The sequence below is a fragment of the Lysinibacillus sp. GW823-FHT02G10 genome (genome assembly GCF_058797135.1).
In genome coordinates, this window is record NZ_JBXAJI010000007.1 from 117128 (window position 1) to 139622 (window position 22495).

Annotated in this window: 28 protein-coding genes; 17 read left to right on the forward strand and 11 right to left on the reverse strand. The window is 37.1% G+C overall.

The features are described from left to right. Window positions 1-33: 33 nt before the first annotated feature. The 4 genes from AC1RFD_RS18785 to AC1RFD_RS18800 form a co-directional block, all read right to left on the reverse strand. On the reverse strand, window positions 34-678 hold the full coding sequence (locus tag AC1RFD_RS18785; RefSeq protein WP_048394056.1) for an SIMPL domain-containing protein: 645 nt from the start codon (window positions 676-678) through the stop codon (window positions 34-36). 47 nt (window positions 679-725) lie between these two features. Beyond that, entirely contained in the window at window positions 726-1352 is a 627-nt protein-coding gene (locus tag AC1RFD_RS18790; protein ID WP_103118945.1) for a DUF2238 domain-containing protein, read from the reverse strand. Between the two features lie 105 nt (window positions 1353-1457). Next, window positions 1458-1760, reverse strand: a complete 303-nt coding sequence (locus AC1RFD_RS18795) for a YunC family protein (RefSeq protein ID WP_004231716.1) — start codon at window positions 1758-1760, stop codon at window positions 1458-1460. Window positions 1761-1944: 184 nt separating this feature from the next. Next, complete coding sequence (locus AC1RFD_RS18800) at window positions 1945-2067, reverse strand: hypothetical protein (RefSeq protein ID WP_004231718.1); 123 nt, start codon at window positions 2065-2067, stop codon at window positions 1945-1947. 271 nt (window positions 2068-2338) lie between these two features. Here AC1RFD_RS18800 and AC1RFD_RS18805 point away from each other — a divergent pair, with 271 nt between their 5' ends. After that, on the forward strand, window positions 2339-3073 hold the full coding sequence (locus AC1RFD_RS18805) for a polysaccharide deacetylase family protein (RefSeq protein WP_053075725.1): 735 nt from the start codon (window positions 2339-2341) through the stop codon (window positions 3071-3073). A gap of 65 nt (window positions 3074-3138) precedes the next feature. On the opposite strand, the gene AC1RFD_RS18810 is transcribed toward AC1RFD_RS18805, so the two are convergent. Then, complete coding sequence (locus AC1RFD_RS18810; protein WP_004231722.1) at window positions 3139-3399, reverse strand: hypothetical protein; 261 nt, start codon at window positions 3397-3399, stop codon at window positions 3139-3141. Window positions 3400-3504: 105 nt separating this feature from the next. On the opposite strand from AC1RFD_RS18810, the gene AC1RFD_RS18815 reads away from it, so the two are divergent. Both AC1RFD_RS18815 and AC1RFD_RS18820 read left to right on the forward strand, forming a co-directional pair. After that, the gene (locus AC1RFD_RS18815) at window positions 3505-4299 is read left to right on the forward strand and encodes a DUF2268 domain-containing putative Zn-dependent protease (RefSeq protein ID WP_305193627.1); all 795 of its coding nucleotides are present in this window, start codon (window positions 3505-3507) and stop codon (window positions 4297-4299) included. Window positions 4300-4317: 18 nt separating this feature from the next. Next, window positions 4318-4827 (forward strand): DNA-deoxyinosine glycosylase, encoded by a 510-nt coding sequence (locus tag AC1RFD_RS18820; protein ID WP_103118944.1) that lies wholly within the window; start codon window positions 4318-4320, stop codon window positions 4825-4827. Window positions 4828-4841: 14 nt separating this feature from the next. On the opposite strand, the gene AC1RFD_RS18825 is transcribed toward AC1RFD_RS18820, so the two are convergent. From AC1RFD_RS18825 to AC1RFD_RS18835, 3 genes are all read right to left on the reverse strand, one after another. Beyond that, window positions 4842-5642: a cytochrome c oxidase assembly protein gene (locus AC1RFD_RS18825; RefSeq protein WP_066037963.1), complete on the reverse strand. Its 801-nt coding sequence runs from the start codon at window positions 5640-5642 to the stop codon at window positions 4842-4844. 13 nt (window positions 5643-5655) lie between these two features. After that, window positions 5656-6138 carry a DUF2243 domain-containing protein gene (locus AC1RFD_RS18830; protein ID WP_199768281.1) on the reverse strand — a complete coding sequence of 161 codons (483 nt, stop codon included), beginning with the start codon at window positions 6136-6138 and terminating at the stop codon, window positions 5656-5658. A 71-nt stretch (window positions 6139-6209) separates the two neighbouring features. Beyond that, the gene (locus AC1RFD_RS18835; protein WP_103118942.1) at window positions 6210-7100 is read right to left on the reverse strand and encodes an endo alpha-1,4 polygalactosaminidase; all 891 of its coding nucleotides are present in this window, start codon (window positions 7098-7100) and stop codon (window positions 6210-6212) included. Window positions 7101-7232: 132 nt separating this feature from the next. Between AC1RFD_RS18835 and AC1RFD_RS18840 the strand changes: the two genes are divergently transcribed. The 3 genes from AC1RFD_RS18840 (at window position 7233) to AC1RFD_RS18850 (ending at window position 10395) form a co-directional block, all read left to right on the forward strand. Further along, complete coding sequence (locus AC1RFD_RS18840) at window positions 7233-7598, forward strand: hypothetical protein (protein WP_054549664.1); 366 nt, start codon at window positions 7233-7235, stop codon at window positions 7596-7598. Between the two features lie 330 nt (window positions 7599-7928). Continuing rightward, window positions 7929-9560, forward strand: coding sequence for a ribosomal protection-like ABC-F family protein (gene abc-f, locus AC1RFD_RS18845; RefSeq protein WP_492475178.1), 1632 nt, complete (start codon window positions 7929-7931; stop codon window positions 9558-9560). 70 nt (window positions 9561-9630) lie between these two features. Continuing rightward, a complete protein-coding gene (locus AC1RFD_RS18850; protein WP_233732233.1) occupies window positions 9631-10395 on the forward strand; it encodes a hypothetical protein in 765 nt (254 codons plus the stop codon). A gap of 44 nt (window positions 10396-10439) precedes the next feature. Here AC1RFD_RS18850 and AC1RFD_RS18855 read toward each other — a convergent pair whose 3' ends face one another. Then, window positions 10440-10931: an SRPBCC family protein gene (locus AC1RFD_RS18855; protein WP_231595683.1), complete on the reverse strand. Its 492-nt coding sequence runs from the start codon at window positions 10929-10931 to the stop codon at window positions 10440-10442. A 4-nt stretch (window positions 10932-10935) separates the two neighbouring features. Next, window positions 10936-12327: a MocR-like pyridoxine biosynthesis transcription factor PdxR gene (pdxR, locus tag AC1RFD_RS18860; protein WP_103118940.1), complete on the reverse strand. Its 1392-nt coding sequence runs from the start codon at window positions 12325-12327 to the stop codon at window positions 10936-10938. A 113-nt stretch (window positions 12328-12440) separates the two neighbouring features. Here pdxR and AC1RFD_RS18865 point away from each other — a divergent pair, with 113 nt between their 5' ends. The 3 genes from AC1RFD_RS18865 to AC1RFD_RS18875 are packed head-to-tail and all read left to right on the forward strand — an operon-like array spanning window position 12441 to window position 14709. Further along, window positions 12441-13391 carry a proline dehydrogenase family protein gene (locus AC1RFD_RS18865; protein ID WP_103118939.1) on the forward strand — a complete coding sequence of 317 codons (951 nt, stop codon included), beginning with the start codon at window positions 12441-12443 and terminating at the stop codon, window positions 13389-13391. Window positions 13392-13395: 4 nt separating this feature from the next. Next, window positions 13396-14289, forward strand: a complete 894-nt coding sequence (locus AC1RFD_RS18870) for a DMT family transporter (RefSeq protein ID WP_492475179.1) — start codon at window positions 13396-13398, stop codon at window positions 14287-14289. 54 nt (window positions 14290-14343) lie between these two features. After that, window positions 14344-14709, forward strand: coding sequence for a YybH family protein (locus tag AC1RFD_RS18875; RefSeq protein ID WP_066037968.1), 366 nt, complete (start codon window positions 14344-14346; stop codon window positions 14707-14709). Here the strand turns inward: AC1RFD_RS18875 and AC1RFD_RS18880 are convergent. Further along, on the reverse strand, window positions 14706-15500 hold the full coding sequence (locus tag AC1RFD_RS18880; RefSeq protein ID WP_492475180.1) for a sulfite exporter TauE/SafE family protein: 795 nt from the start codon (window positions 15498-15500) through the stop codon (window positions 14706-14708). The genes AC1RFD_RS18875 and AC1RFD_RS18880 overlap by 4 nt on opposite strands. A 112-nt stretch (window positions 15501-15612) precedes the next feature. Here AC1RFD_RS18880 and AC1RFD_RS18885 point away from each other — a divergent pair, with 112 nt between their 5' ends. The 8 genes from AC1RFD_RS18885 (at window position 15613) to AC1RFD_RS18920 (ending at window position 22462) form a co-directional block, all read left to right on the forward strand. Continuing rightward, window positions 15613-16182 carry a nucleotidyltransferase family protein gene (locus tag AC1RFD_RS18885; RefSeq protein WP_054549657.1) on the forward strand — a complete coding sequence of 190 codons (570 nt, stop codon included), beginning with the start codon at window positions 15613-15615 and terminating at the stop codon, window positions 16180-16182. Window positions 16183-16203: 21 nt separating this feature from the next. Continuing rightward, window positions 16204-16668 carry a DinB family protein gene (locus AC1RFD_RS18890; protein WP_066037970.1) on the forward strand — a complete coding sequence of 155 codons (465 nt, stop codon included), beginning with the start codon at window positions 16204-16206 and terminating at the stop codon, window positions 16666-16668. 10 nt (window positions 16669-16678) lie between these two features. Beyond that, a complete protein-coding gene (locus AC1RFD_RS18895) occupies window positions 16679-17509 on the forward strand; it encodes a helix-turn-helix domain-containing protein (RefSeq protein ID WP_416141202.1) in 831 nt (276 codons plus the stop codon). A gap of 204 nt (window positions 17510-17713) precedes the next feature. Continuing rightward, window positions 17714-18697 carry an ABC transporter substrate-binding protein gene (locus AC1RFD_RS18900; protein ID WP_281217114.1) on the forward strand — a complete coding sequence of 328 codons (984 nt, stop codon included), beginning with the start codon at window positions 17714-17716 and terminating at the stop codon, window positions 18695-18697. 154 nt (window positions 18698-18851) lie between these two features. Continuing rightward, window positions 18852-19859, forward strand: a complete 1008-nt coding sequence (locus tag AC1RFD_RS18905; protein ID WP_492475181.1) for a FecCD family ABC transporter permease — start codon at window positions 18852-18854, stop codon at window positions 19857-19859. Between the two features lie 28 nt (window positions 19860-19887). Then, window positions 19888-20883 carry a FecCD family ABC transporter permease gene (locus tag AC1RFD_RS18910; RefSeq protein ID WP_016993066.1) on the forward strand — a complete coding sequence of 332 codons (996 nt, stop codon included), beginning with the start codon at window positions 19888-19890 and terminating at the stop codon, window positions 20881-20883. 29 nt (window positions 20884-20912) lie between these two features. Beyond that, complete coding sequence (locus AC1RFD_RS18915; protein WP_066038038.1) at window positions 20913-21692, forward strand: ABC transporter ATP-binding protein; 780 nt, start codon at window positions 20913-20915, stop codon at window positions 21690-21692. Continuing rightward, entirely contained in the window at window positions 21692-22462 is a 771-nt protein-coding gene (locus tag AC1RFD_RS18920) for an alpha/beta hydrolase (RefSeq protein ID WP_112116804.1), read from the forward strand. The genes AC1RFD_RS18915 and AC1RFD_RS18920 overlap by 1 nt, the downstream gene beginning before the upstream one ends. The last annotated feature ends 33 nt before the right edge of the window (window positions 22463-22495 follow it).

Genomic DNA, 22495 nt, shown 5'->3' on the forward strand with positions numbered 1-22495 from the left:
TTCTGCACTTTGAGTAGCGGAAGGCTCCTAACTTTAGTATTGAAATTTCACACGAACAGTAGCATCAATAGCAATTTGTCCCTGTTCTATAGGCGTGATTCCCGAGGATACAGCCATAGAGCGATAAAGGATAGGTGTGTTAGCCTGCTCTTCCACAATCTCTACAGGGAGTGGCTGCAAAGGCAGGTGCATAGTTTCTGCTATTGTTTTCGCCTTCAATTGAGCATTCTGTAGCGCTAAACTTAATGCTTGCTGATAGTAAGCATCGGTATGGTCCATTTTGAACTGAATATTGGTTATTCGATTTGCCCCATTTTCTACAGCCGTATCAATGATTAAGCCCAAATCATTGGTATCCGAAACGTTGACGGAAATGGCGTTGACTACTTCATAGCCATTAAAAATTTGTTTGCCATCTTCGAAATTATATAGTGGTGTGATTGTATAACTAGCAGTTTGAATTTGTTCTCTTGGAATACCAAGTGCGATAAGTGATTGCATAACTTCATTCATGATTGCCGCATTTTCCTGTTGAGGACCTTGTACATGGTTGCCCTGTGTTTGGACTTCAATTTGTAATTGTACAGAGCTTGGTGTAGCCATTACCTGTCCATAGCCGATTACAATCATAGTACGTGATGGATGATGTGTTTGTTGATTGACCTGTGCATAGTACATCTAATACCACCTTTCATAGGTTATATAATCATGCTATGCAAAAATATTTATGATTTGTTTATTCTTTTTAAAAATTTGTCATGGAGCTTTGTGAATAGAAGTAAAGCTAAAATAGCTCCCAGCAAGGCTAAAAACATGTCCCATTGTGCATCCCATTTATCTCCCTGCATGCCTAAAAAATCCTTTGCTCCTTTACTTCCCTTCGAGATTCTTGTGCTTAACCATTCAATGATTTCATAAAAAGCAGCAATTGCGAGCAGAATACTGATCGTAATACCTGTAAGCCAAGCTCCTTTTGTAAGTGGTGTTTTCCTGATTAGTATTTCCCTTATTACGATGGCTAATAAACCTTTTAAAAAATGACCAAACCTATCATAGTGATTACGTTGTAAATGAAATTCATCTTTTATCCAATTAAAAAAAGGGACTTCCGAATAGGTATAATGCCCACCTATAAATGTCAGGATCGACAAGAGAGCGATAATAAAATAAGAAAATGTGGTAAAGCGAAATTTATGATAAATGCAAACAACGACTGTTATTGCCACAATTCCAGGACTAACTTCAGCTAGCCAATCTAAATAGGAGGACGGCTTTATAACAGACCAGATGAAAACAATTAAAACAATAATAAGTAATGTGGCGTGTATTTTAACATGTTGCCTACTATTCATACTAACAACTCCCTTTGTCCAACAGTATGGGAAATGGGGAAATTGCTTATTCAAATAGTTAGCAAACAAAAAAGAAAAGCGTCTAGTTGACGCTTTTTTAGCCAATTAGATCATTTTTAAAAGTGCCTCTACACCAGTCATTCCTTCTGTAATACCAAGCTGTTCTGCTTCATATGTTACAGATTCTAATGGAGCTGTTAATAGCTCGTCAATTGTTTTCACGCCTACTGCACGACCAGCAATAATTTTTCGATCAACTAAGCGACTATTTAATAGGCCGACATCTAAAGCACCACACATAATGTAGCCTGTATCATTAGAAATCGTTAGTAATGTTGTTTTAGGTAATTGAACAACTACTGCAGTGAAGAAATGCCCTTTAATCATAATAGGTTCAATTGTCACCATTGAAATCACTCCTTTTCTCTATATACATATGGTGAAGGCTAGCAAGGTGTTCGACATTTTCATGAAAAAAAAACTAAATATGTTGCTAGATGTATAAGGATGAAAGGAATTAGAGGGGAAGCATCGGAGGTACTTTATAACAAAAAGGAATCTACTCAAATGAATAGATTCCTTTTATCCTTTATTATCTTGTATAAGAAAGCAAAGCAGTTTCTTTAAATTTATGTAATGCATTTGTTGCCTCACGTTTAGAACTATACTCAAACATGCGATAAGTGTTTTCTTCAAATACTGTAATAATCCACATATATGTCATCCCCTTTATTGTGTTGCATAACATTTATATATTTATAATAACTGTTATATATCAGATTTGATTTAATTTTACATCAATAAATAAAAAAATAAAGTACTATTCAAAGATTTTCACATATTGTTCAAAATTATAAAGAACGTTTAAAATTTTTTTGAAATAATTAAAAGGAGAAAACAGACAATCCTTCACAAGTATATTTCCGGGTAATTCGTAAATAGTAAGTTGACGGAGTTCTGTGATTTCGGACTTGGGAGGTGATGCTATGACACGTAATTACGTATTCATTTTTATGGTTTTCTTTTTAATCATCTCGGGATTTTTAGTGCAGGAAGGCTACGCAGATAGAGGTCGTCCTTATTATGAGGAGACAGGTGAAGTTGTTTGGGATATCAAAACAGAGGATAAAATTGTTGCACTCACCTTTGATGATGGTCCACATCCTAAATACACAGCTGCTGTGCTAGATTTATTAGCAAAATATGATGCAAAAGCCACCTTTTTTATTATTGGAAAAAATGCAGAAAAATATCCAGAGCTTGTTTTACGTTCTTATACAGAAGGCCATGAATTAGCAAATCATACGTATACACATCCATTTAAAGTTTCCATCAAAAAATTGCAAGAGGAGCTTCAAAAGACAAATGACACGATTTATAGTATTACTGGTTTTTCCCCAGTTTTATTCCGTCCCGTTGGTGGAAATTACACGGATGCTATGATTAATGCTGCTGTTAAGGACGGCTATAAGGTAGTAATGTGGTCCTGGCATCAGGATACGCAAGATTGGAAAGAGCCTGGTGTAAGAAAAATTGTGCAAAAGGTAATGAAGGGAACAAGGCCTGGAGATGTCATTTTATTTCATGATGGTGGCGGGAACCGTACACAAACAATTCAAGCACTAGAAGAAATACTACCTGCATTAAAAAAGCAAGGCTACACATTTGTTACAATATCCGAGCTGATTGAAAGCAAACAGCAACAAGAGCAAGTTCAATAATGAAAAATGAGCCATCTCAACAATGTTTGAAATGGCTTCTTTTTCACTTAAATAAAAGGTTTGAATTAGAAGAAAATAATTGGAGCTAGCGCAATACCTAAAATTGTTCCTAGAGCAATTCCATAGCCAAAACCTTCTCCTCCATACCCTCCAAATCCCCAAAACCCTAAACCATAACCACTATATCTTCTATCAGGTAGAATCCATACCTGTCTTCTATCTACCCTTGTGATTTCTCCAACATGTACTTTACCAGATGAATCCGAGATTCGAACACGTTTACCATGATATTTACAGCAAAGACTATAAGCATCAGCTGGATTCACACATATCCCTCCTTTCATTGTCATTACAAGCTAATATATGCGATTTGATGCATTTATCACTAGCCGATTGTCTATTCAAGACATATGCTGTGAAGAGGTGATAATATGGCAGTTGTGTCAACGGATAAGTGGTTAGATGAATTTGTAAGTGCTAGAAAATCAACTAGAAAGGATGAGCGAACAAGCTTACAATGCTCGATTCTTTGCGGTCGATTAGTCAAACTATTTCGAGATGGGCTTCCAGAAGAAATTCACTATACATTACAGCAACAGGGTCTTTTTTTACCTCATGAGGAAGTCGATGTTGAAAAATTAAAGAAGCAAAAAGTATGGGCCAGTGTACAGCAGGAGTTCCTATACTTACAGAGGAAATGGAAAGGCCCATCAATACCAATTTATATTTTCCCCATTACTCAGCAGCAAACGATAACCAATAAAAATGGTGTCGCTTATCCTCATTCGCTTTTTTTATTTGTGGGTGATTTAGAAAAGCAGGAGCTTCAAGCATTATTTGCTCATGAATATAACCATGTTTGTCGTATACACATATTAAAAAAAAATTTAGATGATATGACTTTATTGGATTCTCTCATTTTAGAAGGCTTAGCAGAAGATGCGGTGAAAGATTTATACGGAGAAAGGTGGATTGCTCCCTGGTTACAATCCTACTCAGAAAAAGAACTTTTAGCTTTATGGGAGCATCATTTTTTACCGAATTTACAACTCCAAGGAATCAAACAACATCATCCATTTCTATACGGGGGGGCCCTTCCACCTTGGATAGGCTACTGTATAGGCTACAAAATTGTGCAGTCGTATAAAATGAACCATTCATGCCAACATCCCTTGTTCATTTCAAGCCAAGATTTACTTACTGGTTCAAATTTTCCGTTACAATAGAGAAAAGGAGTGATTGTTGTGTCCAATGATTTAAAAAATATATTATTACCAATTGTAGACTCATCAACAAGGGTGCTCATTGTTGGATCCATGCCAGGAAAACAATCGTTAGAGAAACAGCAGTACTATGGCAATCCACGCAATCACTTTTGGCCTATTATGGGTGAGTTATTACAGATAGCGATTCCAAATGATTATACAGAGAGAATAGCCTTATTAAAAAACAATGCAATCGGTCTTTGGGACACGATTGCAACTTGTGAACGTGAAGGAAGTTTAGATGCAGCGATACGCAATGAAAAGCCCAATGATTTTCAAACCCTTTTTGAACAATACCCTAATATTCAATTAGTGCTTTTTAATGGAGCGAAAGCATTTGAGGTTTTTAAAAAGCATATTGGCTTAGGGCTTCTAGAAGGACGAGCCTATAAAAAAATGCCATCAACAAGTCCAATACCAGGGAAAAATATTAAAACGTTCACTGAAAAGCTAGAGGACTGGCAGATTATCCAATCCTATTTAACCTAATCAACAGGGCGAGATTAGCGTGATGAAGTAGCTGCTTTGGGGTGAATACTATTCCTTGTGCTTTTAAACCATTGATAAAAGAGAATATACACAAGAAGGATTTCAATAGCATCTCCACCGTAGTACATGATCTTAGCACCTAGTTCTGCCTCAGTGGATGGTACATGATGAGGCGGATTTGCAAAAATAAATTTTGCCAATATGGCATGGGCAGCCAATGCTACTACTAATGTAAGGGATCGAAAAACATAAGAGTATGAATGTGGAGTAGGATCAATATAAATAAAGGCAATAGTAAACAAATAACCCGCTAGAAAAATATGGAGATGAATGAATACATACAATAGTATATGTTCATGCATCAAATTGAAAAGTGAGGTTGTATAGAGTAACCATAGGCCTCCTACATTTAGAATAGATGCAATAATTGGATGACGAATAAAACGAACATACGGATTTTTTAGTAGTCGAGAGAGAATACGTGCCCTGTTTACTGGTAAGGTTCTTAACAGCAGAGTCATTGGTGCTGCTAAAGCCATAAGTAATGGTGCCAGCATGCCAAGCAATAAATGTCCTATCATATGTGCGTCAAAATGAATATGACTAAGAGCAGCCAATGGGCCGATTAATGTAATCAGAGCACAGACATTTCCAACAATCCAACAGATAGTACGGAAATGAGGCCATTGTTTTTTATGTTGATTCGAAATAATAACAGCGAGGATATAGCCTATAAGAGCTAGAACAAATGGCAAGGCCAGTAGAAGCTGAACCATAATAGGAAAGTTTTGAGCATGAACATCGTGAGAATGCAAGATGCGCCACCTCCTATTGATCTTTTTGATTTGTTTGGAGCAGTAAGACAATACCGATAATTATTAATAGCGCCGCCAATATGTTCCAAACGATATCATAGGGAAGTATTTCAACATTGTAACGAATTTGGTGAAGTTTCATGAATTTATGTTGTATAATTCCATCGTAAAGCTGAAATGAGCCTGCTCCAAGAAAAATACCGCCTAGCCATCTTTTTAGCCAAAACCCATGTTTTCTATGTAGATCAGCCAATAAAAAAGCAGATCCAATCGTAGCAAAAAAGCTGAATGCATGAAATAAACCATCTGAAACTAGTCCAATAGCTGCTGTAGACTTATCATAGAAATGATGCCAGTGTAATAATTGGTGAAAAATCACCTCATCTATAAATGCCACAACCCCAAGCCCAAATAAAATCCCAGTCCACATGTTACGCTGCTTATATTGAAAGCGATTTTCATGCTTATGTTTTTGTTCTTCATACATATTGGTCATATCCAATCCTATCACCTCAAGCTGATTTTCTTTTAGTCTACCCCTGAGATGAGCTCTTAAACAAATATCCCTCAAAACAGTCGTTTGTCAGAGGGAAGTAAGGATGATTGCCAGCTATTATAGTAAGAACCAGCAGGACTGTAAAAGAATTTGAAATGATGCTTCTCAGCTAATGCACGGCTTTTTGATTCTTCTTCAAAACCAATTGCCATCACCTGTGTACCAAATTTATTGCGTATGTGGACAAGCTGTTGCATCATATCGAGTGACCATTTATCTTTTCCTACCACAGGATACGAAAAATCCTCCCACATAATAAAATCAATATACGGTGCTGTATAATCGGCGAGTGTTTGAAATCCCCAATTTTGAGCAACAGATATATTTGGATGTCGTTTTTTGATTTGTTGGATAAAAGATAACATGGCTTCATTTTGCCACTTTTGTTCATCTTCAGGTAAATAGGAATTGATATTACCAACCGTATCTAAAAACACACCGTCTAAGCCTTTCTGAACAATTTGTTGCTCTATTTCTGCTAGCAAAATGTCTTGATAGTGCGTAGAAGTCAAATCCATTAAAAAAGAATCCCATTTGGCAAAATATATTCTTTCACCCTGTTTGTCTCGATAAAAATCTTCTTCCTTCAATTGTTGATAGAGTGCTGTATTCCATTTGTCTGCTTCCATCACATTAATATAGCCGTACACTAAAGTACCGCTTTTTTGAGCATTGACGATATACTTTTGCTGCATTTCAAGAGGTTCTACAATCACTAAATCTAACTTCGTCATGCTCTTGCCAATGGCATCGTTGCCTTTATCTAAGTAGTATGTGTAATCTTTCACATCAGCAAGCTTTGATTGGATATTTATGGAATAAGAGACTGAATTTTTAGCAAGCAGCATCCACATACTACCTGCGATAAGCAGGGCTAATAAGAGTATCAATAATTTTTTCATAAGTACTCCTTTTTGAAGGATTTTCCTTCCATTATACAATAATAGGAACTAGGTTACCTTTGGTAAATGGGCAATGGCTCAACGGTGAATCGCCCTTTTACATATATTGAATAATGTAAAAGGAGGGTTTGTGTGTATAATAATCCATTTAGAGAAGATAATTTTAGAAGACCTGGTGGTTGGGGAGGTTATAATGATTTTGAAACAACGTCATTTGGGCCAACTCATTTCGGCCCCCCTCCCGCAGGACAAATGCCAATGAGCACACCACCAGGTTTTTCACCACCAATTCCTGCTTGGCGAGAAGGTTCTAGTGGTATACGCTCCTGTTTATTTAGAAATACGTATATTTGGATGAATAGTGGTAGAAGTTTTTGGTTTTTCCCAACAGCTGTAGGAAGGGAAATCATTGCTGGCTTTAGATGGAGTCGAAGATATGGCTGGTATTTCCGTACCATTTCTAGAAACCAAATTCGTTCCTATGAATGTTTTAGATAGACTTAGCTCAAGGTATGGAGTTTTATTTTTAAAAAAATGATGTTACAATGACGATAACGATGAATGAAGGGAAGATGGGTGGCTAATGAATAACTAATCTTAATTTTTGTATAGGAAATTTTATATTTCACGAACAACAAAAATAGGATTAGTCTGCCCATTTTTCATAATAATTGCTTTATATTCGCAAACCACTGCCGATATTTAGCTACTCCAAAGCTTGTTTTCACAATAATTTTGGAGCTTATTTGTGTATGATATTGTAGCGACTAATCCTTCCAAATGAATTGGAGGGATTTTTTTGTCCCTCCAACTGAGAGGATGGATAGTATGAAGGAACTTTTAAAATTACAGGATGTACGTTATGAAATAAAGGATATGTTGTTATTTGAGCATGTGACAGGCACAGTAAAAAAAGGCGAAGTCATCGGCATTATAGGGAGGAATGGTGCTGGGAAATCGACATTATTACAATTGATTCAAGGTACATTATCACCAACTATGGGAGTAATTCAGGGAGCACAGGCTTTAAAAATTACATTTGTTGAACAGGAGCTAGCTCATTTTGACAAACTAGAAGTATCCGCAAGAGAAGCTGATCTGCTGGCTAAGTGGCAGGTACCTAATGTGTCATTTGCAGCGTTAAGTGGGGGTGAAAAGCTGAAAATGCGTCTTGCAGAAGGTTTTTCCCAGAATGCTCAAATTTTATTACTTGATGAACCAACGAATCATTTAGATGAACGAAGTACCGCATTCCTCATCAGACAAGTACAAAACTATAAGGGGACAATCATCGTGGTATCACATGATCGCTATTTTTTAGATAAGGTTGCCACAAAAATCTGGTCTATTGAGGAAAAAAGCCTGATTGAACATGATGGCAATTATACAAGCTACATGGCTGATAGGGAACACCGACGATTAACACAACAACGTGCCTACGAGAAGCAGCAAAAAAACATTGAACGAATTGAGGCTCAAATGTCGGAACTGACGTGTTGGTCACAAAAGGGCCACGCCCAGTCAACAAAACTGGAAGGTTTTAAGGAGTACCATCGTGTGAAAGCAAAGCGTTTAGATTCTCAGGTGAAATCTAAGAAAAAGCGATTAGAGGCTGAACTTGCGAAGTCAAGAGTGGAAGCAGTGGAGCCAGAAGCAGAGATTCGTTTTTCTTTAGGCACGAATCAACGAGTTGGCAAGCGCTTACTGGAAATCAAACATTTATCTTTAAAATTTGGTGAACGCATACTATTTAACGATGTGAATATTACGGCTCAATTTGGAGATAAGATAGCTATCACAGGAAAGAATGGAAGTGGGAAAACAAGCTTTTTAAAAGTTCTTTTAGGCAAGCTAGAAGCTGAGGGTGAAGTATGGGTATCACCAGCTGCAAACATTGGTTATCTGACACAGGAAGTATTTGATTTACCACTTGATCAGACACCAGAGCAATATTTTTATCAAGAGACATTTGAAGAGCGTGCTAAAGTGCGCAACTTGATGAAGAATTTAGGGTTTACACTGACACATTGGACATCTCCCATAGGCAAAATGAGTATGGGAGAACGCGTAAAGTGTAAGCTGATGGCTTATATTTTAGAGGATAAAAATGTTCTTATTTTAGATGAGCCGACAAACCATCTTGATCTACCTTCTCGTGAGCAGTTAGAGCATACTCTTACTCAATATAATGGAACATTGCTTGTCGTTTCACATGATCGATACTTTCTAGAAAAAGTCACGAACAGTGTTTGGGAGCTTCACGGTCAGCACATCAAGAAAAAGTGGACAGAAGTCACACCGAATAAAGTGGATGATACAGCGGCTCACCGTTTAAAGCTTGAAACGGAAAGGCAAGAGATTTTAGGCAAACTGAGCTTTCTAACAGTAAAAGATAAGGACTACACAATGCTTGATCAGAAGTTTAATGAGCTGACGAAGCGCATCAATGAACTTCAATAGCTGAAGCGTTTAAGTTAACCTTTTTCAGGGGAAAATATGGAGAGAAGGCATTTCTTAAATGGGGGTTAACATGTTGAAAAAGGTAGTATTTCTCTTTTTATTGTTAAGCATTTGTAGCTTAAGTGCTTGTGCTGAACGAAATAAGAATGCACAAGAACATGAGATTGAAACAAGTACATCTGTAGCACTGTCTAATAATGATCAAATTGATGCGGTTCAAGCAACTGAAGCTCTTCAACAAATAAAGGAGCAGATACATTTCAATGTTCCAATAAAAATGCCAACAACGTTACCTATTGCAGAGGGTGCATTTTTATCAGCTACAGCAAGAACACAGGGCGACCAGGTTGAAGTTATTTTTTATGAGAGCAAAGAGAATATGCCAATTAACGATATTCGATTAAAGAAATCAGCGACTGTTATTGGAAGATTGCTGGTCAAGAAATATAAAAGTGTGGAAGGTGCAAGCACACAGATAGCATTTGATAATTTTAATCAAAATGGCGGGCAAGAGGTTGATCTTGGTTACAATATAAAAGGTTATCAAGATGCAGGCGCTGGTTCATTATGGACTGGTTGGAACGAAGGGCGATGGGCAATTGCCACTCATACACGAACTGATAATCCTGATGCAGGTGTCAAACTTGCTAAGCAGGCAGTAGCGTATTTAGAAAACCACATGCTACCTATTCCAAGGCAATATGGCATGGCTCAGCTAGATGTATATCAATCAGGTAATTTAATTGTGTGGCAGGATGAAAAGCTTGTTTACACACTGGATTCAATCAAAGATCCTTTAAAAGCACTAGCAATTGCTACAGCCTTTTATCAATAATAGAAATCCTAGAGTAATGATGCTCTAGGATTTTTTGTATTATTTTACTTTATACTATTCAGCATTTTTTGGTATTCGCTGAATCTTTGCTGCCATTCATCCATTGGGAAATATTGATGGTCAACGCCATTTAGTAGATCTTTTAACATATCAAGACAAATATGCCATCCTGCTAAATCCTTCGGTGTATGCTCTGTCAGATTTTGAAGTGTCTCCACTAATACCAATAAAGAACCCTTTTCAGTAGAAAATAATTCAAATCTCACCGTATCTGTTCCCCAACCAAATTCTAATACTTCTTTCTCAACATAATCTGTGATGGTTATTTCCTCAAAATTACCTGTTCCATCATTCATATTAAAATGTATTTTCCCGTTCTTACGTAGCTCAATGATTTCTAAATTACTCATCCATTTTTGTAGGTTTTCATTGTTAGTCATAGCGGCCCAAACGGCATCTATTGAATATAGTAATGGCCGTTTGAATGTAGCAATATGGTAATTTGATTGTTTTTCAATAGTAGCTAGCACAGACATCCTCCTAATGATAAATTGCTTGAAAAAGTCTAGTGATGCCTAGTTCAATTTCATGCTTTTGTAAATGACCATAGCCAATAATCAATCTGTTATTATATTTTCCCTTTTGAATTGTATGATCCTCTACTGGGTAAACCTTTACACCAAATTGTTCTATTTTCACTAATAAGTTTCGTGTAAAATCAATCTTCTCAAATTCTGCAACTAAGTGCATACCTGTAGAATAGCCAAATATTTTTATGTTATGTGAAAAAGTGGATTGTAAACATTGAATCAGAAAATCACGTTGGCTTTTATAGAACTTCTTCATTTTTGTGATATGTCTTTCCATATAGCCCTCCTGTATAAAGCGAGAAAGGATAAGCTGGTCTAAGGAAGGTGTATGTAAGTCCGTAAACCATTTTAATTGACGACATTTTTCAGTAAGCTGTGTTGGAAGGATAATGTATCCTATTCTTAATGCGGGAGAGAGAATTTTACTAAAAGAACCGATGTAGAGAACTAGCTCTGGATCTAGGCCCTGTAAAGAGCTAACAGGTGGCCCTTCGTAGCGAAACTCACTATCATAATCATCTTCTATTAAAAAGCAATGTTTCTTTCTAGCATACTCAATTAATTGAATTCTACGCTGAATAGGTAAGGTACTTCCTAAAGGAAATTGATGAGAGGGAGTTAGAAAGACAAGTTTAGGATCTATATTATCTGGTAATAGGCTTGTTTTCATCCCGAATTCATCTACTGGTACCGGATAAATGGTAGCACCAGAAGCTTTAAAGATAGTTTGAATATCATTAGTTATAGGATCTTCCATAATAGCAATATCATTAGATGACAGCAATAATCTCGACACAAGCATCATTGCCTGTGTCGCACCAGATGTAATAATAATTTGCTCTGGATGACATTCAACGCCCCTTGTCCTTAATAAGTAGTGGGCAAGAGTATGCCTTAATTCTATGCGCCCCTCTGGAACCCCGTATCCTAATATGGAGGACTCACTATCGTGCCATAGCTGGTGACTTATCCTCGCCCAAGTTTTACGAGGAAACAAGTCGAGTGCTGGAATACCCGAGCGTAAGTTTACAACCTCTTTCCCTACTATTGGATCTCCTGCTTTATTTGTAATAAGAGGTTTGGTCTGTTGTGGTAACAATGTGCCTTCTGCAACAAATGTACCAGCTCCTCTTCGTGCAATTAAAAATCCTTCGGCAAGTAACTGATCATAAGCTTCTAATATGACATTTCTTGATACTTTTAATTCTACTGAAAGCTCTCGTGTTGATACTAATTTTTCACCTGCCTGAAGTTGTCCACTTAAAATTTTTTCCCGTATTTGCTGATAGATTTGACGATTTAAAGGAATATCTAATGCTCGATCTATAGGTATCCATAACATTTTACATACCTCCGATTTGAAAGTGGTACCTTTAAAATCACTTTAAAGTGGTTCTACAGTTACCAATTTTATCATGATAAAGTACTTACCAATACCGAAGAGGGGGAATAAATATGAAGAAAACAGAAGAATTAGTGATTCAGGCCTTAAAAGCCGCGGCACGAGACGAGCGCTTGAAATATGCGGTGCAGCAATCAATAGAGCTCTACCCATTATTATGGAAAGCAGCAAAAAGGTATGTAACAGGAGAAAAAAGAGAGGATGCCATCGCTGCTGCACGTAATTATCTTAATGACAATTATAATATCTCCATTGAATATATTGGGGAAAATACAACCAATTTAAGGGATTGTCAAAGAGCAAAGGATGAGCTTTTACAAGTAATTGAGGAAATGGGGATTTTATCTTTAAAGCAAACAGTATCTTTCGATTTATCTCATATAGGTCTTTCTATTAATGCTGAGATAGCTTATAAGCATCTTGAAGAGCTTACACAAAAAGCTCAGCAGTATGGAATAACTTTGATGATAAGTATGGAAGAATCCTCTAAGACTAATGATATTATTACTCTTTACAAAAAAATAGCAACGGAGTATACAAATGTTGGAATTACATTGCAAGTGCATCTTTATCGTACAAAGTTAGATTTACAAGAACTTATGCAATATCCAGGGAAAATAAGACTTGTTAAAGGGGCTTTTCAAGAGTCTGTCGATATAGCCATGATCAGATCAGAAGAACTGAATAAGCATTATCTTGATTATGTTGATCAGTTAGTAAATGCAAATCATCCGTTATCAATCGCTACACATGATGAAATGCTTATTCAAGAGATAGAGCGACGTCAATATCTTGAGAACCCAAATGTTGAAGTTGAGATGCTTTATGGTGTACGCCCTACATTACTCAATGAATTAAGAAGGAAAGATTATCGTTGTAGAGTATATTTAACGTATGGAAATGAGTGGTACTTATATCTTTGCCACCGAATTGCTGAACACCCTGAAAACCTATATTTAGCAGTAACCGATATTATTAATGAATCCATGGAACGAGTAGTATAGAAAAATGAATAGGTGGATCTGGAGTAGTGGGAAAGTTATTGTGGCGATGAGTATCGTTGGTAGTTCAGTTGTTGCGGGCAAATTGGTTGTTCAAAGTTTTCCAATTTTCTTAGCTAATGAACTAAGATTTCTTGTGGCTGCAATTATTTTGATTCCTTTGTGGATAAAGATAGAGGGATTTTCAACATTAAACAGAAAAGAGTTAGTAGCGATTTTTTTACAAGCGTTATTAGGGGTGTTTTTATTTAATCTATTAATGCTCCATGGTCTTTCAAAAACGACTGCTATGGAAGCTGGTATTATTACTGGTACTCTGCCAGTCTGCACGGCATTCCTATCCTATTTTATTTTGAAGGAGAAATTAACGAGGAATATGGGTATTAGCATACTTCTTGCCGTAGTGGGAGCTATCCTTATGAACATTGCTAACCATTCTTCTACTAACCATTATTCAACTTCATTATTAGGCAATCTATTCATTTTAGGTGCAGTATTCTGTGAATCTTTATTTATCATCATTGGTAAGTTAATTTCTTATCGTATGAGTGCTCTTACAGTCTCAACTATGGTTAGCTTATTTGGCGTCATATTATTTTTCCCATTTGCTGTAGCTGAAAGCAGATATTTTGAATTTAAAGAAATATCAGCTGCAGAGTGGGGATTAGTATTGTATTTCGGCATTGTTGTAACCGTCATAGCGTTTCTTTTGATGCAACAGGGTCTTGCAGTAATTTCAGCATCTTGGGCAGGTGTACTTACTAGCTTATTGCCAATTAGTAGTATGATTTTATCTTCTATTCTATTGGATGAAAAAATAACTAATCTTCAGGTCTGTGGTTTTTTCTTAATTATAGCTGCCATCTATTTACTGTCAAAGCAGAAAGGGATAGAGAACTAGTGATTTATAAAAAGTTAATTATCGGATAATTTTGTGAAAAAAGGAGGGGTGAAGATGACACATCAACAAGCATTGGAACATTATATCCAAGCAACAAATACCCATGATTTTAATCAAGTAAAGGCTATTTTGCATCCACAAGCAATTTATTGGTTCTCTGATAAAACATGCACAACAACAGAGGAGATTGAGGCTTATTTCAAGCATGCATGGAATGTCATTAAAGAAGAGGTTTATTCAGCTACTGATGTAAAATGGTTAACCGTTGATGAAACGACGGCTACCTGTCTTTATACATATCACTATGAAGGCTATCATAACGAAAAATTTGTATCAGGTAGCGGTAGAGCAACTAATATTTTTACATTAGTTAACGATCAATGGAAGGTAATTCATGAGCATTTGAGTAGTGGTCATTAAATTATTTTCAATGTAACTTGAACAAGCAACAATATAATAATCAATGTTAGTAGTGTTTTGGCTATTTTTAATGGAATGTATGGGAGCACTATAAGACCTAATTGGGAGCCTATAATGGAGCCAAATGCCATAGCAATTGCATAGTGCCATTGAATAAAGCCAGTGTGATAAAACACAATAAATGCTCCTGTACAGCTCCCGAAGAGGAGTACTCGAGTGAGCTGTACAGCCTTTATGTAAGTATGATGAGTACGTAGATAGTGTAAGATGCTAAATGTCGAAGAGCCAGGGCCGAAACCACCATCATACATAGCGATGAAAAATGGTTGCCAAAAATGAGGTGCTTGATGTTCTAGCGAATCAGGAACTTCCGTCAACGCCTTATTTTTCAAAGTTACGACTAAAGCCAAAAGAAGTAGTACACAGGCCATATAGTTCATAGTTTGCTCAGACAGCGAAACCGCTAAAAGTGAGCCGCAAATCCCCCCAACAATAGCAAGAGCTATATATTTGATGATAGATGTGAGATGTAGCTCCTTCTGATAGAGTAGATAAAAAATACTGGATAAAGACGAAATGCCTGTCGAAAATTTGTTTGTGGCAATACTTGTTTGAATAGGGATACCGACAAGCATCATGGCAGGAAGTGTAATTAGTCCACCACCTCCCGCAAGTGTACCAATAAAAGCAGCTACCATTCCGATACATATGAGTGTTAAAGAAATGTTTGTATAGAAAAGTCCAACTAAGCTAAGTAGTACAAATAATAACAGCATGATCATTTTATTCATAAGCTTCTCCCTTTCTTTTATTAGCTTTAGGGTAAATGGTGTTAATGTATAAATCTAATATATAATTTTTAGTGATTTATAAATTTAATTTATATTAATGGAGGCTGACAGAATGAGGTTGCTTCAATCGGAGGAAGAGCTGAAGAACTTAATTGCATCTGATGACTGGGTGATGAGCATTTTATCCACAGTAGAAAACTTGCAACTACCAGATTGGTGGATATGCGCAGGAATTATTCGCTCAAAGGTATGGGATTACCTTCATAATAAAAAAGAAAGAACACCAATTGCTGATATTGATGTGATATATTTTGATAAAGAAAATTTAGCAGAAGAAGTAGAGAAGCAGTATGAGCGAGAACTGAGAAAGTTATCTCCAAACGAGCCTTGGTCCGTGAAAAATCAAGCACGAATGCATGTCCTAAATGGTAGTAAACCATATCAGTCTGCTGTTGATGGAATCTCTCATTTCCCAGAAATCCCAACGGCAATTGGAGTAAAATTATCAGATGGGGTACTAGAGATTGCAGCACCGTACGGTATTCATCTTTTAGGAGCAGGCATAGTAGAGCCAACATCGTTTTACCTAGAAAATAAGTATGCCTATGCGATTTATCGTCAAAGAATTCAGCAAAAACAATGGCATTTATGTTGGCCAGAATTGAAAATTCATCTTCAATAAAAAAAGAAAGAGGGGGAACAATTGCAACAAGATATAACCTATGTCATTAAACACTATATAAAATCTTTAGATTGGATAGATAATTTACGAGGGTTATCTGAGGCACAATGGCGTATGCCCATTGAACCTGGGAAATGGTCGGTTGCAGAGGTAATTGGGCATCTTCCTCCATGGGACAAGTTTGTGCAAAATTACCGAATTCCTTTTCTCTTTACAGATGAGCGTCTGCCGAAAGGGCCAGATGTAGCACATTTGAATACGATGGCAGCTAAGAAAAGCCGTGAACAAACAATGGAGGAAACATTGAATGATTTTATTTCCACAAGGCGTCAATTATTGCAGGACATTCAGCAATGGACAGATGAGCAATGGCAACAGTCATTTAAAATTGGGCAGTCAGAAATGACTATAATCGACTATTTTGTAGGATTAATCAATCATGATTTACATCATTTTTCACAGATTCAGAATGTTATACATGTATAGGAGTTAGCATATGGATATCAAGTATTTAATTGATTACTTTGCACATGCTTCTGTAAAATTTACAGATGTTTTTACTAAAAAAATGGAGCCAAGTGAAGTAGATGCTGGTAGAACAACAGCTCCAGAAAAGTGTGGTTTAGTAGTGCCACTTGCAGGGAGTGCGATCTTTAGCTTTAATGGAACCCCCTATATGATGGAGCCGGGAATGATTGCCCATGCTGGCCCCCAGATGCCGATAGAAGTGAGAGCGACTGGCTATAAAGGTTGGGAGTATGCAGTTGTTCATTACAGCCTACCTACAGAAGAAATAAATCTATATCCACTAGCCGAGCAACATTTTCTAATCAATACAGGCTTTAACACACAAATTATTAGCCATGTTCAGCAATTAGTAGAAAGCTATTCCTTTCCTGGTAATATGGCTTTATTCAAGTCTAAGACATTATTTATGAATTTGTTGGAAGATATCCTTGTAGCGGCAAAAATGCAGGTTTTAGATAGTGCCAGCGAATTAATGGAACAGGCATTACAGTATATACATGAAAATTATGCACAGCAAATCTCAGTATCAAATATCTCGATGGAATTGGGCATTGAGCGTCGTCGTTTTGCTTATTTATTTGAGCAGCATACAGGTATGAATCCAAGTACATATATAACAGAATACCGTATACGACGTGCGAAAGACTTACTAGAATATGGTGGAATACCTGTAGCTGAAATTGCGGAATGTGTTGGATATGTAGATTGTTTTTATTTTAGCAGAGTATTTAAAAAGTGTACGGGTTTATCTCCCTCAGCCTATCGCAAGTTAAAAATAGAGGAAGCCAGATATGTATAATTGACTGTTTCTTATAAAAAAGAAGCAGTTTTTTTATTGCTTAAATCGGCAAAAATCCATGTCATTTTCGAAATCGTCCATTCACAATCTTTTTTCACTTTGTTAGGATAGTATCCGTAAATGATAATGAGTATCAATTATATATTGACTTATATATGAAAACGATTATCATTATCAATATGAGCTCGTTAGGGGAGAATATCTATGAATAAATATTTTAAAATGTGTGCACCAGCACTATTAGCATTATCACTGGCTGCATGTGGAACAGACAAAGCAGAGGAAGCAACATCAACAGCTAATACAGCAGAGACAAGTGCAACAGAATCACAGACAGAGCAAGCTAAATCAACGCAGACCATCACGTACTTAGGCGAGCAATATGAGCTACCAGCCGAAGTAAAGAACATTGTCGCTGCCAGTCTTGAATCAATGGAAGATGCGGCAATGCTTGGTATTAAGCCAGTAGGTGTTCTAGAAGTAGGTGGAAAAGTTCCTGCCTATCTAGCAACAGATTTTGAAGGAGCTACACTTGTAGGAAATAAAATGGAGCCAAATGCAGAAGCCATTCTTAATCTGGATCCTGATGTAATTGTGGGTACTTCGAAATTCCCTGAAGAAACGGCTGAAAAGCTCAACAAAATTCAAACAATGATTCCATACTCACATATTTCAACAAATTGGAAAGAAAATTTAACATTGCTTGCACATTTAGCTGGGAAGGAAGAGGATGCAAAGAAAATCATCTCTGACTATGAAGCCAAAGTTGCTGATGCCCAAGTAAAATCCAAGGAGCAATTAGCAGATAAGCAAGTATTAATCATCCGTGTTCGTGGTGGAGTGATGTACATCTATCCAGCAGGCGTTTATTTAAACCCTGTTCTATATGAAGATTTAGGAGCACCTGTACCAGAAGTTGTTACAACAGCTAAGGCGCAAGCGGAACTATCACTTGAAACATTAGCACAAGTAAATCCAGATGTGATTTTCCTGCAATTCGAGGATTCCGAGAATAAGGATACGCCAAAAGCTTTAGAGGAGCTACAAAAGAATCCAATTTTCACTAGCTTAAAGGCAACACAAAATAATCAAGTTTTCGTCAACACAATTGAGCCATTAGCACAAGGTGGTACTGCTTGGTCTAAGGTGAAATTCTTAGATGCTGCGGCTGAAAAATTATTTAAATAGTATAAACAGGCTGGTAGTAGATTTGGTGATATCACCGGGCTATTACCAGCCTTTTGTAAGATGTGGCATTTTTCATTGCAGGCGTTGTTAAGGGTATACACTTAAGTGATTGATATTGTGTACCGCAAAATGGATAAAGAAAAAGGTGTGAAAGTTGAAAAAAACAAACATAGTGTCGTTTTCAATATTAGCGATATCTCCTTTCCTTATTGCCCTTGTGGCACTTATTTCTGTTATGTATGGGACAAAAGATATTAGTGCCATTACAGTATGGCAGTCGATGACAGCATTTGATCCATCGGATGTCGATCATCAAATTATAAGAACAGGCCGTATTCCAAGAGTTGCCGCGGTATTACTAGTTGGAGCATTTTTAGCAGTTGCCGGTGCAGTCATGCAGGGGATTACACGAAACTATTTAGCCTCGCCTTCATTAATGGGTGTCAATGATGGCTCTGCATTTGTCATTACATTAGCCATTGTTTTTTTTCCAGGGCTACCAAACTATCAAATGATTTTATTATCGATGCTTGGTTCTGCATTGGGAGCTGGTATTGTCTTTGGTTTTGGCTCGTTAATCCGCAATGGCTTATCTCCAGTAAGGCTAGCCATAATTGGAACGGTCATTGGCACATTTTTAAGTAGTATTGCTACTGCTATTGCGATTTATTTCCAAGTATCACAAACAGTAAGTGCTTGGTATAACACAAAGGTACATATGGTAAATATGGATATGCTGATTCTTTCTATTCCATTTGGTTTAACTGGGTTGATCTTGGCTTTATTATCGGCAAAAGCGATTACCATTACTTCATTAGGTGAAGATATTGCCATGGGGCTAGGACAGAAAACAAAAGCAGTACGTATTATTAGCATGCTAGCTGTCGTATGTTTGACAGGGACAGCGGTTGCACTTGTAGGGAAAATCGCCTTTGTAGGGTTAGTCATACCACATATTACACGCTTCCTTGTTGGTGTTGATTATCGCTATATTATTCCTTGTGCAGCTGTCATTGGAGCCTTTTTCTTAGCGCTTTGTGATGTCTTGAGCCGCGTTGTCAATTATCCATTTGAAACGCCAATTGGTGTCTTAACCGCATTGGTCGGTGTACCATTCTTCTTATATTTAGTTCGTAAGCACGGAGGTGAAAAACGTGCATAAAAAAACCTCAAGTGTATTCTTTTTAACCATGCTGATGCTTGTTTTAATGATTTTAGTTGCGAGCTATTTACATATTACAAATGGTGTTTTTGATATGTCTGTAATGGATGTCATCAAAACATTGCTACGGATCGAGTCAAATTCAAAATTTGATCTTGTTATATTTGAGTTCCGTTTACCTCGGATTGTCATTGCTGGACTTGTCGGTATTGGCTTAGGTATGGCAGGAGTTGTATTACAGGGGATTACACGCAATGGACTAGCAGATCCAGGAATATTAGGGATTAATGCTGGAGCTGGTGCAGCAGTCGTACTATTCATGTACTTCTTTCAAGTAAAGCTAGTGAGTGCAGATATGAACAGCTGGATGTCAATTTTAATGATGCCACTATTCGGTTTTATCGGTGGAACAATTGCAGCTATCCTGATTTTTTCATTTGCTTTAAAAAATGGTCATCTGGATATGCAGCGATTAATCTTAACTGGTATAGCTATTAATAGTGGATTTGGAGCTTTGTCCTTGTTCCTATCCTTAAAAATGAGTGCACAAGATTTTGAATCAGCGGCTATTTGGATGGCAGGTTCAATTTATAATGCGAATTGGATCTTTGCGCTTACGATGCTACCTTGGCTTTTGATTTTAGGAATATATGTGCATAGAAAATCATATTTACTCGATTATTTTCAGCTTGAAGAGGATAGCATCACAAGTTTAGGAATAGCTGTTGAAAAGGAGAAAATGAAGCTGTTACTAGCCAGTGTAGGTCTTGTCAGTGCTTGTGTGTCCGTATCAGGGAGTATTGGATTCATAGGTTTAATGGCCCCACACATTGCCAAGCAGCTTGTTGGTATTCAGCACCGTTATGTTATGCCAGTGAGTGCTTTAATTGGTGCAGGTCTGTTAATCCTCGCTGATTTTATTGGTAAAACCGTTTTTGCACCATCGGAACTGGCTGTAGGTATTGTTGTTTCAATTATTGGGATTCCGTATTTCTTGTATTTACTGGTGAAATCTAAGGCATAGGAGGAAATGGCGTGCAAACTGCATTTAGAATGGAAAATTTGGCTTCAGGTTATGAGCAGGTACGTGTCTTTGAAGGGTTAAATTTAACGATAGAAGAGGGCAAAGTGACTACAATCATCGGTCCAAATGGTTGTGGTAAATCTACACTCCTTAAAACAATAGGACGTATTTTAAAAAAACAACAAGGTACGGTATATTTGCAGGAGCAAAATATGCAAAATTTATCGACCAAAGATATTGCCAAGAAACTAGCAATATTATCTCAAACACCGATAGCTCCTGGTCAATTGAAAGTGGAGGAGTTAATTGCGTATGGTCGCTATCCACATCGCAACAATGTCAATCGTTTAACGAATAAGGATGAGGAAATGATTGAATGGGCTTTAACAGTTACTAATACGATGGAATATCGAAATAGGGAGCTTGCCCAGCTTTCAGGAGGTCAGCGTCAGCGTGTTTGGCTAGCTATGGCCTTAGCACAAGAAACAAATATCTTGCTATTGGATGAACCTACTACTTATTTAGATATGGCGCATCAGCTAGAGGTATTGGACATTGTTAAAAGTTTAAATGAGCACCACAGCTGTACAGTAGTGATGGTTCTACATGATATTAACCACGCGGCCAGATATTCAGATCATCTTATTGCAATGCGTAAGGGTACTATTATGCAAACTGGCACGCCACAGGAAATTTTAAGTGCTGAGGTAATGCGTAAAGTATTTAATATTGATGCACGCATTATGGAAGATCCTGTAACCAACACACCTGTATGTTATGGCTATGAAATTTTGAAGGAGGATATCTAATGAATACAACTAAAGTAGACTACATTACACAACATATGACTTCAAAATTGACAAATTATTTGTACACGATTAATATCTATGTGCCAGAGGAGGAAGCGCCACAAGATGGCTTTCCAGTTTTGTATGTACTTGATGGCTCATCCTATTTTAACCTTGTAAAGGAAGCGGTGCGTCTACAAAGTCGTAATGCACCAAAAACAGGTATCCTTCCAGCTATTGTTATTGGAATTGGTCATGGCGACGATATGCGTGAAAGAAGATTTTATGATTTTACAGCACCTGCGGAGTCTTATATTTATCCAGCAAGATTTAAAGGAAAAGGTCATGAGAAGCTTGGAGGAGCAGTGGATTTTAGTCGCTTTATAGAAGAAGAGCTAAAGCCGACGATTGAGGCACAATATCCAGTAAATCAAGCACAGCAAGCTTTATTTGGTCATTCCCTAGGAGGTTACTTTGCACTGTGGCAACTATTTCACCACCAATCCAGCTTCCAGCGCTATCTAGCTATTAGCCCCTCCATTTGGTGGAATGAGCATGAATTAGTGCAGTGTGCTTCAGTATTTCTGAACGAGCATCAAGATATGAACGAAACTTTGTTTTTGAGCGCTGGTGAACTTGAAACCTTTATGGTGGATGATGCGCGCCAAATGGCGACAGTATTAGAAAAAATAATGAATGTTGAATTTTATGAGGCTTTAAACGAAAATCATGCTTCGATCGTACCAACTGTTATGAGTAGAGCCATACGTTTTATGCATAAATCACATTAATAGTAGACCGCATTGTCTTTTGATAATGCGGTT

Excerpts from the sequence above, each read along its gene's own strand:
- AC1RFD_RS18785 (WP_048394056.1), bottom strand. The coding sequence starts at position 678 with ATGTACTATGCACAGGTCAATCAACAAACACATCATCCATCACGTACT.
- AC1RFD_RS18790 (WP_103118945.1), bottom strand. The coding sequence starts at position 1,352 with ATGAATAGTAGGCAACATGTTAAAATACACGCCACATTACTTATTATT.
- AC1RFD_RS18795 (WP_004231716.1), bottom strand. The coding sequence starts at position 1,760 with ATGGTGACAATTGAACCTATTATGATTAAAGGGCATTTCTTCACTGCA.
- AC1RFD_RS18800 (WP_004231718.1), bottom strand. The coding sequence starts at position 2,067 with ATGTGGATTATTACAGTATTTGAAGAAAACACTTATCGCATGTTTGAG.
- AC1RFD_RS18805 (WP_053075725.1), top strand. The coding sequence starts at position 2,339 with ATGACACGTAATTACGTATTCATTTTTATGGTTTTCTTTTTAATCATC.
- AC1RFD_RS18815 (WP_305193627.1), top strand. The coding sequence starts at position 3,505 with ATGGCAGTTGTGTCAACGGATAAGTGGTTAGATGAATTTGTAAGTGCT.
- AC1RFD_RS18830 (WP_199768281.1), bottom strand. The coding sequence starts at position 6,138 with ATGACCAATATGTATGAAGAACAAAAACATAAGCATGAAAATCGCTTT.
- AC1RFD_RS18835 (WP_103118942.1), bottom strand. The coding sequence starts at position 7,100 with ATGAAAAAATTATTGATACTCTTATTAGCCCTGCTTATCGCAGGTAGT.
- abc-f (WP_492475178.1), top strand. The coding sequence starts at position 7,929 with ATGAAGGAACTTTTAAAATTACAGGATGTACGTTATGAAATAAAGGAT.
- AC1RFD_RS18850 (WP_233732233.1), top strand. The coding sequence starts at position 9,631 with ATGTTGAAAAAGGTAGTATTTCTCTTTTTATTGTTAAGCATTTGTAGC.
- AC1RFD_RS18855 (WP_231595683.1), bottom strand. The coding sequence starts at position 10,931 with ATGTCTGTGCTAGCTACTATTGAAAAACAATCAAATTACCATATTGCT.
- pdxR (WP_103118940.1), bottom strand. The coding sequence starts at position 12,327 with ATGTTATGGATACCTATAGATCGAGCATTAGATATTCCTTTAAATCGT.
- AC1RFD_RS18865 (WP_103118939.1), top strand. The coding sequence starts at position 12,441 with ATGAAGAAAACAGAAGAATTAGTGATTCAGGCCTTAAAAGCCGCGGCA.
- AC1RFD_RS18870 (WP_492475179.1), top strand. The coding sequence starts at position 13,396 with ATGAATAGGTGGATCTGGAGTAGTGGGAAAGTTATTGTGGCGATGAGT.
- AC1RFD_RS18875 (WP_066037968.1), top strand. The coding sequence starts at position 14,344 with ATGACACATCAACAAGCATTGGAACATTATATCCAAGCAACAAATACC.
- AC1RFD_RS18880 (WP_492475180.1), bottom strand. The coding sequence starts at position 15,500 with ATGAATAAAATGATCATGCTGTTATTATTTGTACTACTTAGCTTAGTT.
- AC1RFD_RS18885 (WP_054549657.1), top strand. The coding sequence starts at position 15,613 with ATGAGGTTGCTTCAATCGGAGGAAGAGCTGAAGAACTTAATTGCATCT.
- AC1RFD_RS18895 (WP_416141202.1), top strand. The coding sequence starts at position 16,679 with ATGGATATCAAGTATTTAATTGATTACTTTGCACATGCTTCTGTAAAA.
- AC1RFD_RS18900 (WP_281217114.1), top strand. The coding sequence starts at position 17,714 with ATGAATAAATATTTTAAAATGTGTGCACCAGCACTATTAGCATTATCA.
- AC1RFD_RS18910 (WP_016993066.1), top strand. The coding sequence starts at position 19,888 with ATGCTGATGCTTGTTTTAATGATTTTAGTTGCGAGCTATTTACATATT.
- AC1RFD_RS18915 (WP_066038038.1), top strand. The coding sequence starts at position 20,913 with ATGGAAAATTTGGCTTCAGGTTATGAGCAGGTACGTGTCTTTGAAGGG.
- AC1RFD_RS18920 (WP_112116804.1), top strand. The coding sequence starts at position 21,692 with ATGAATACAACTAAAGTAGACTACATTACACAACATATGACTTCAAAA.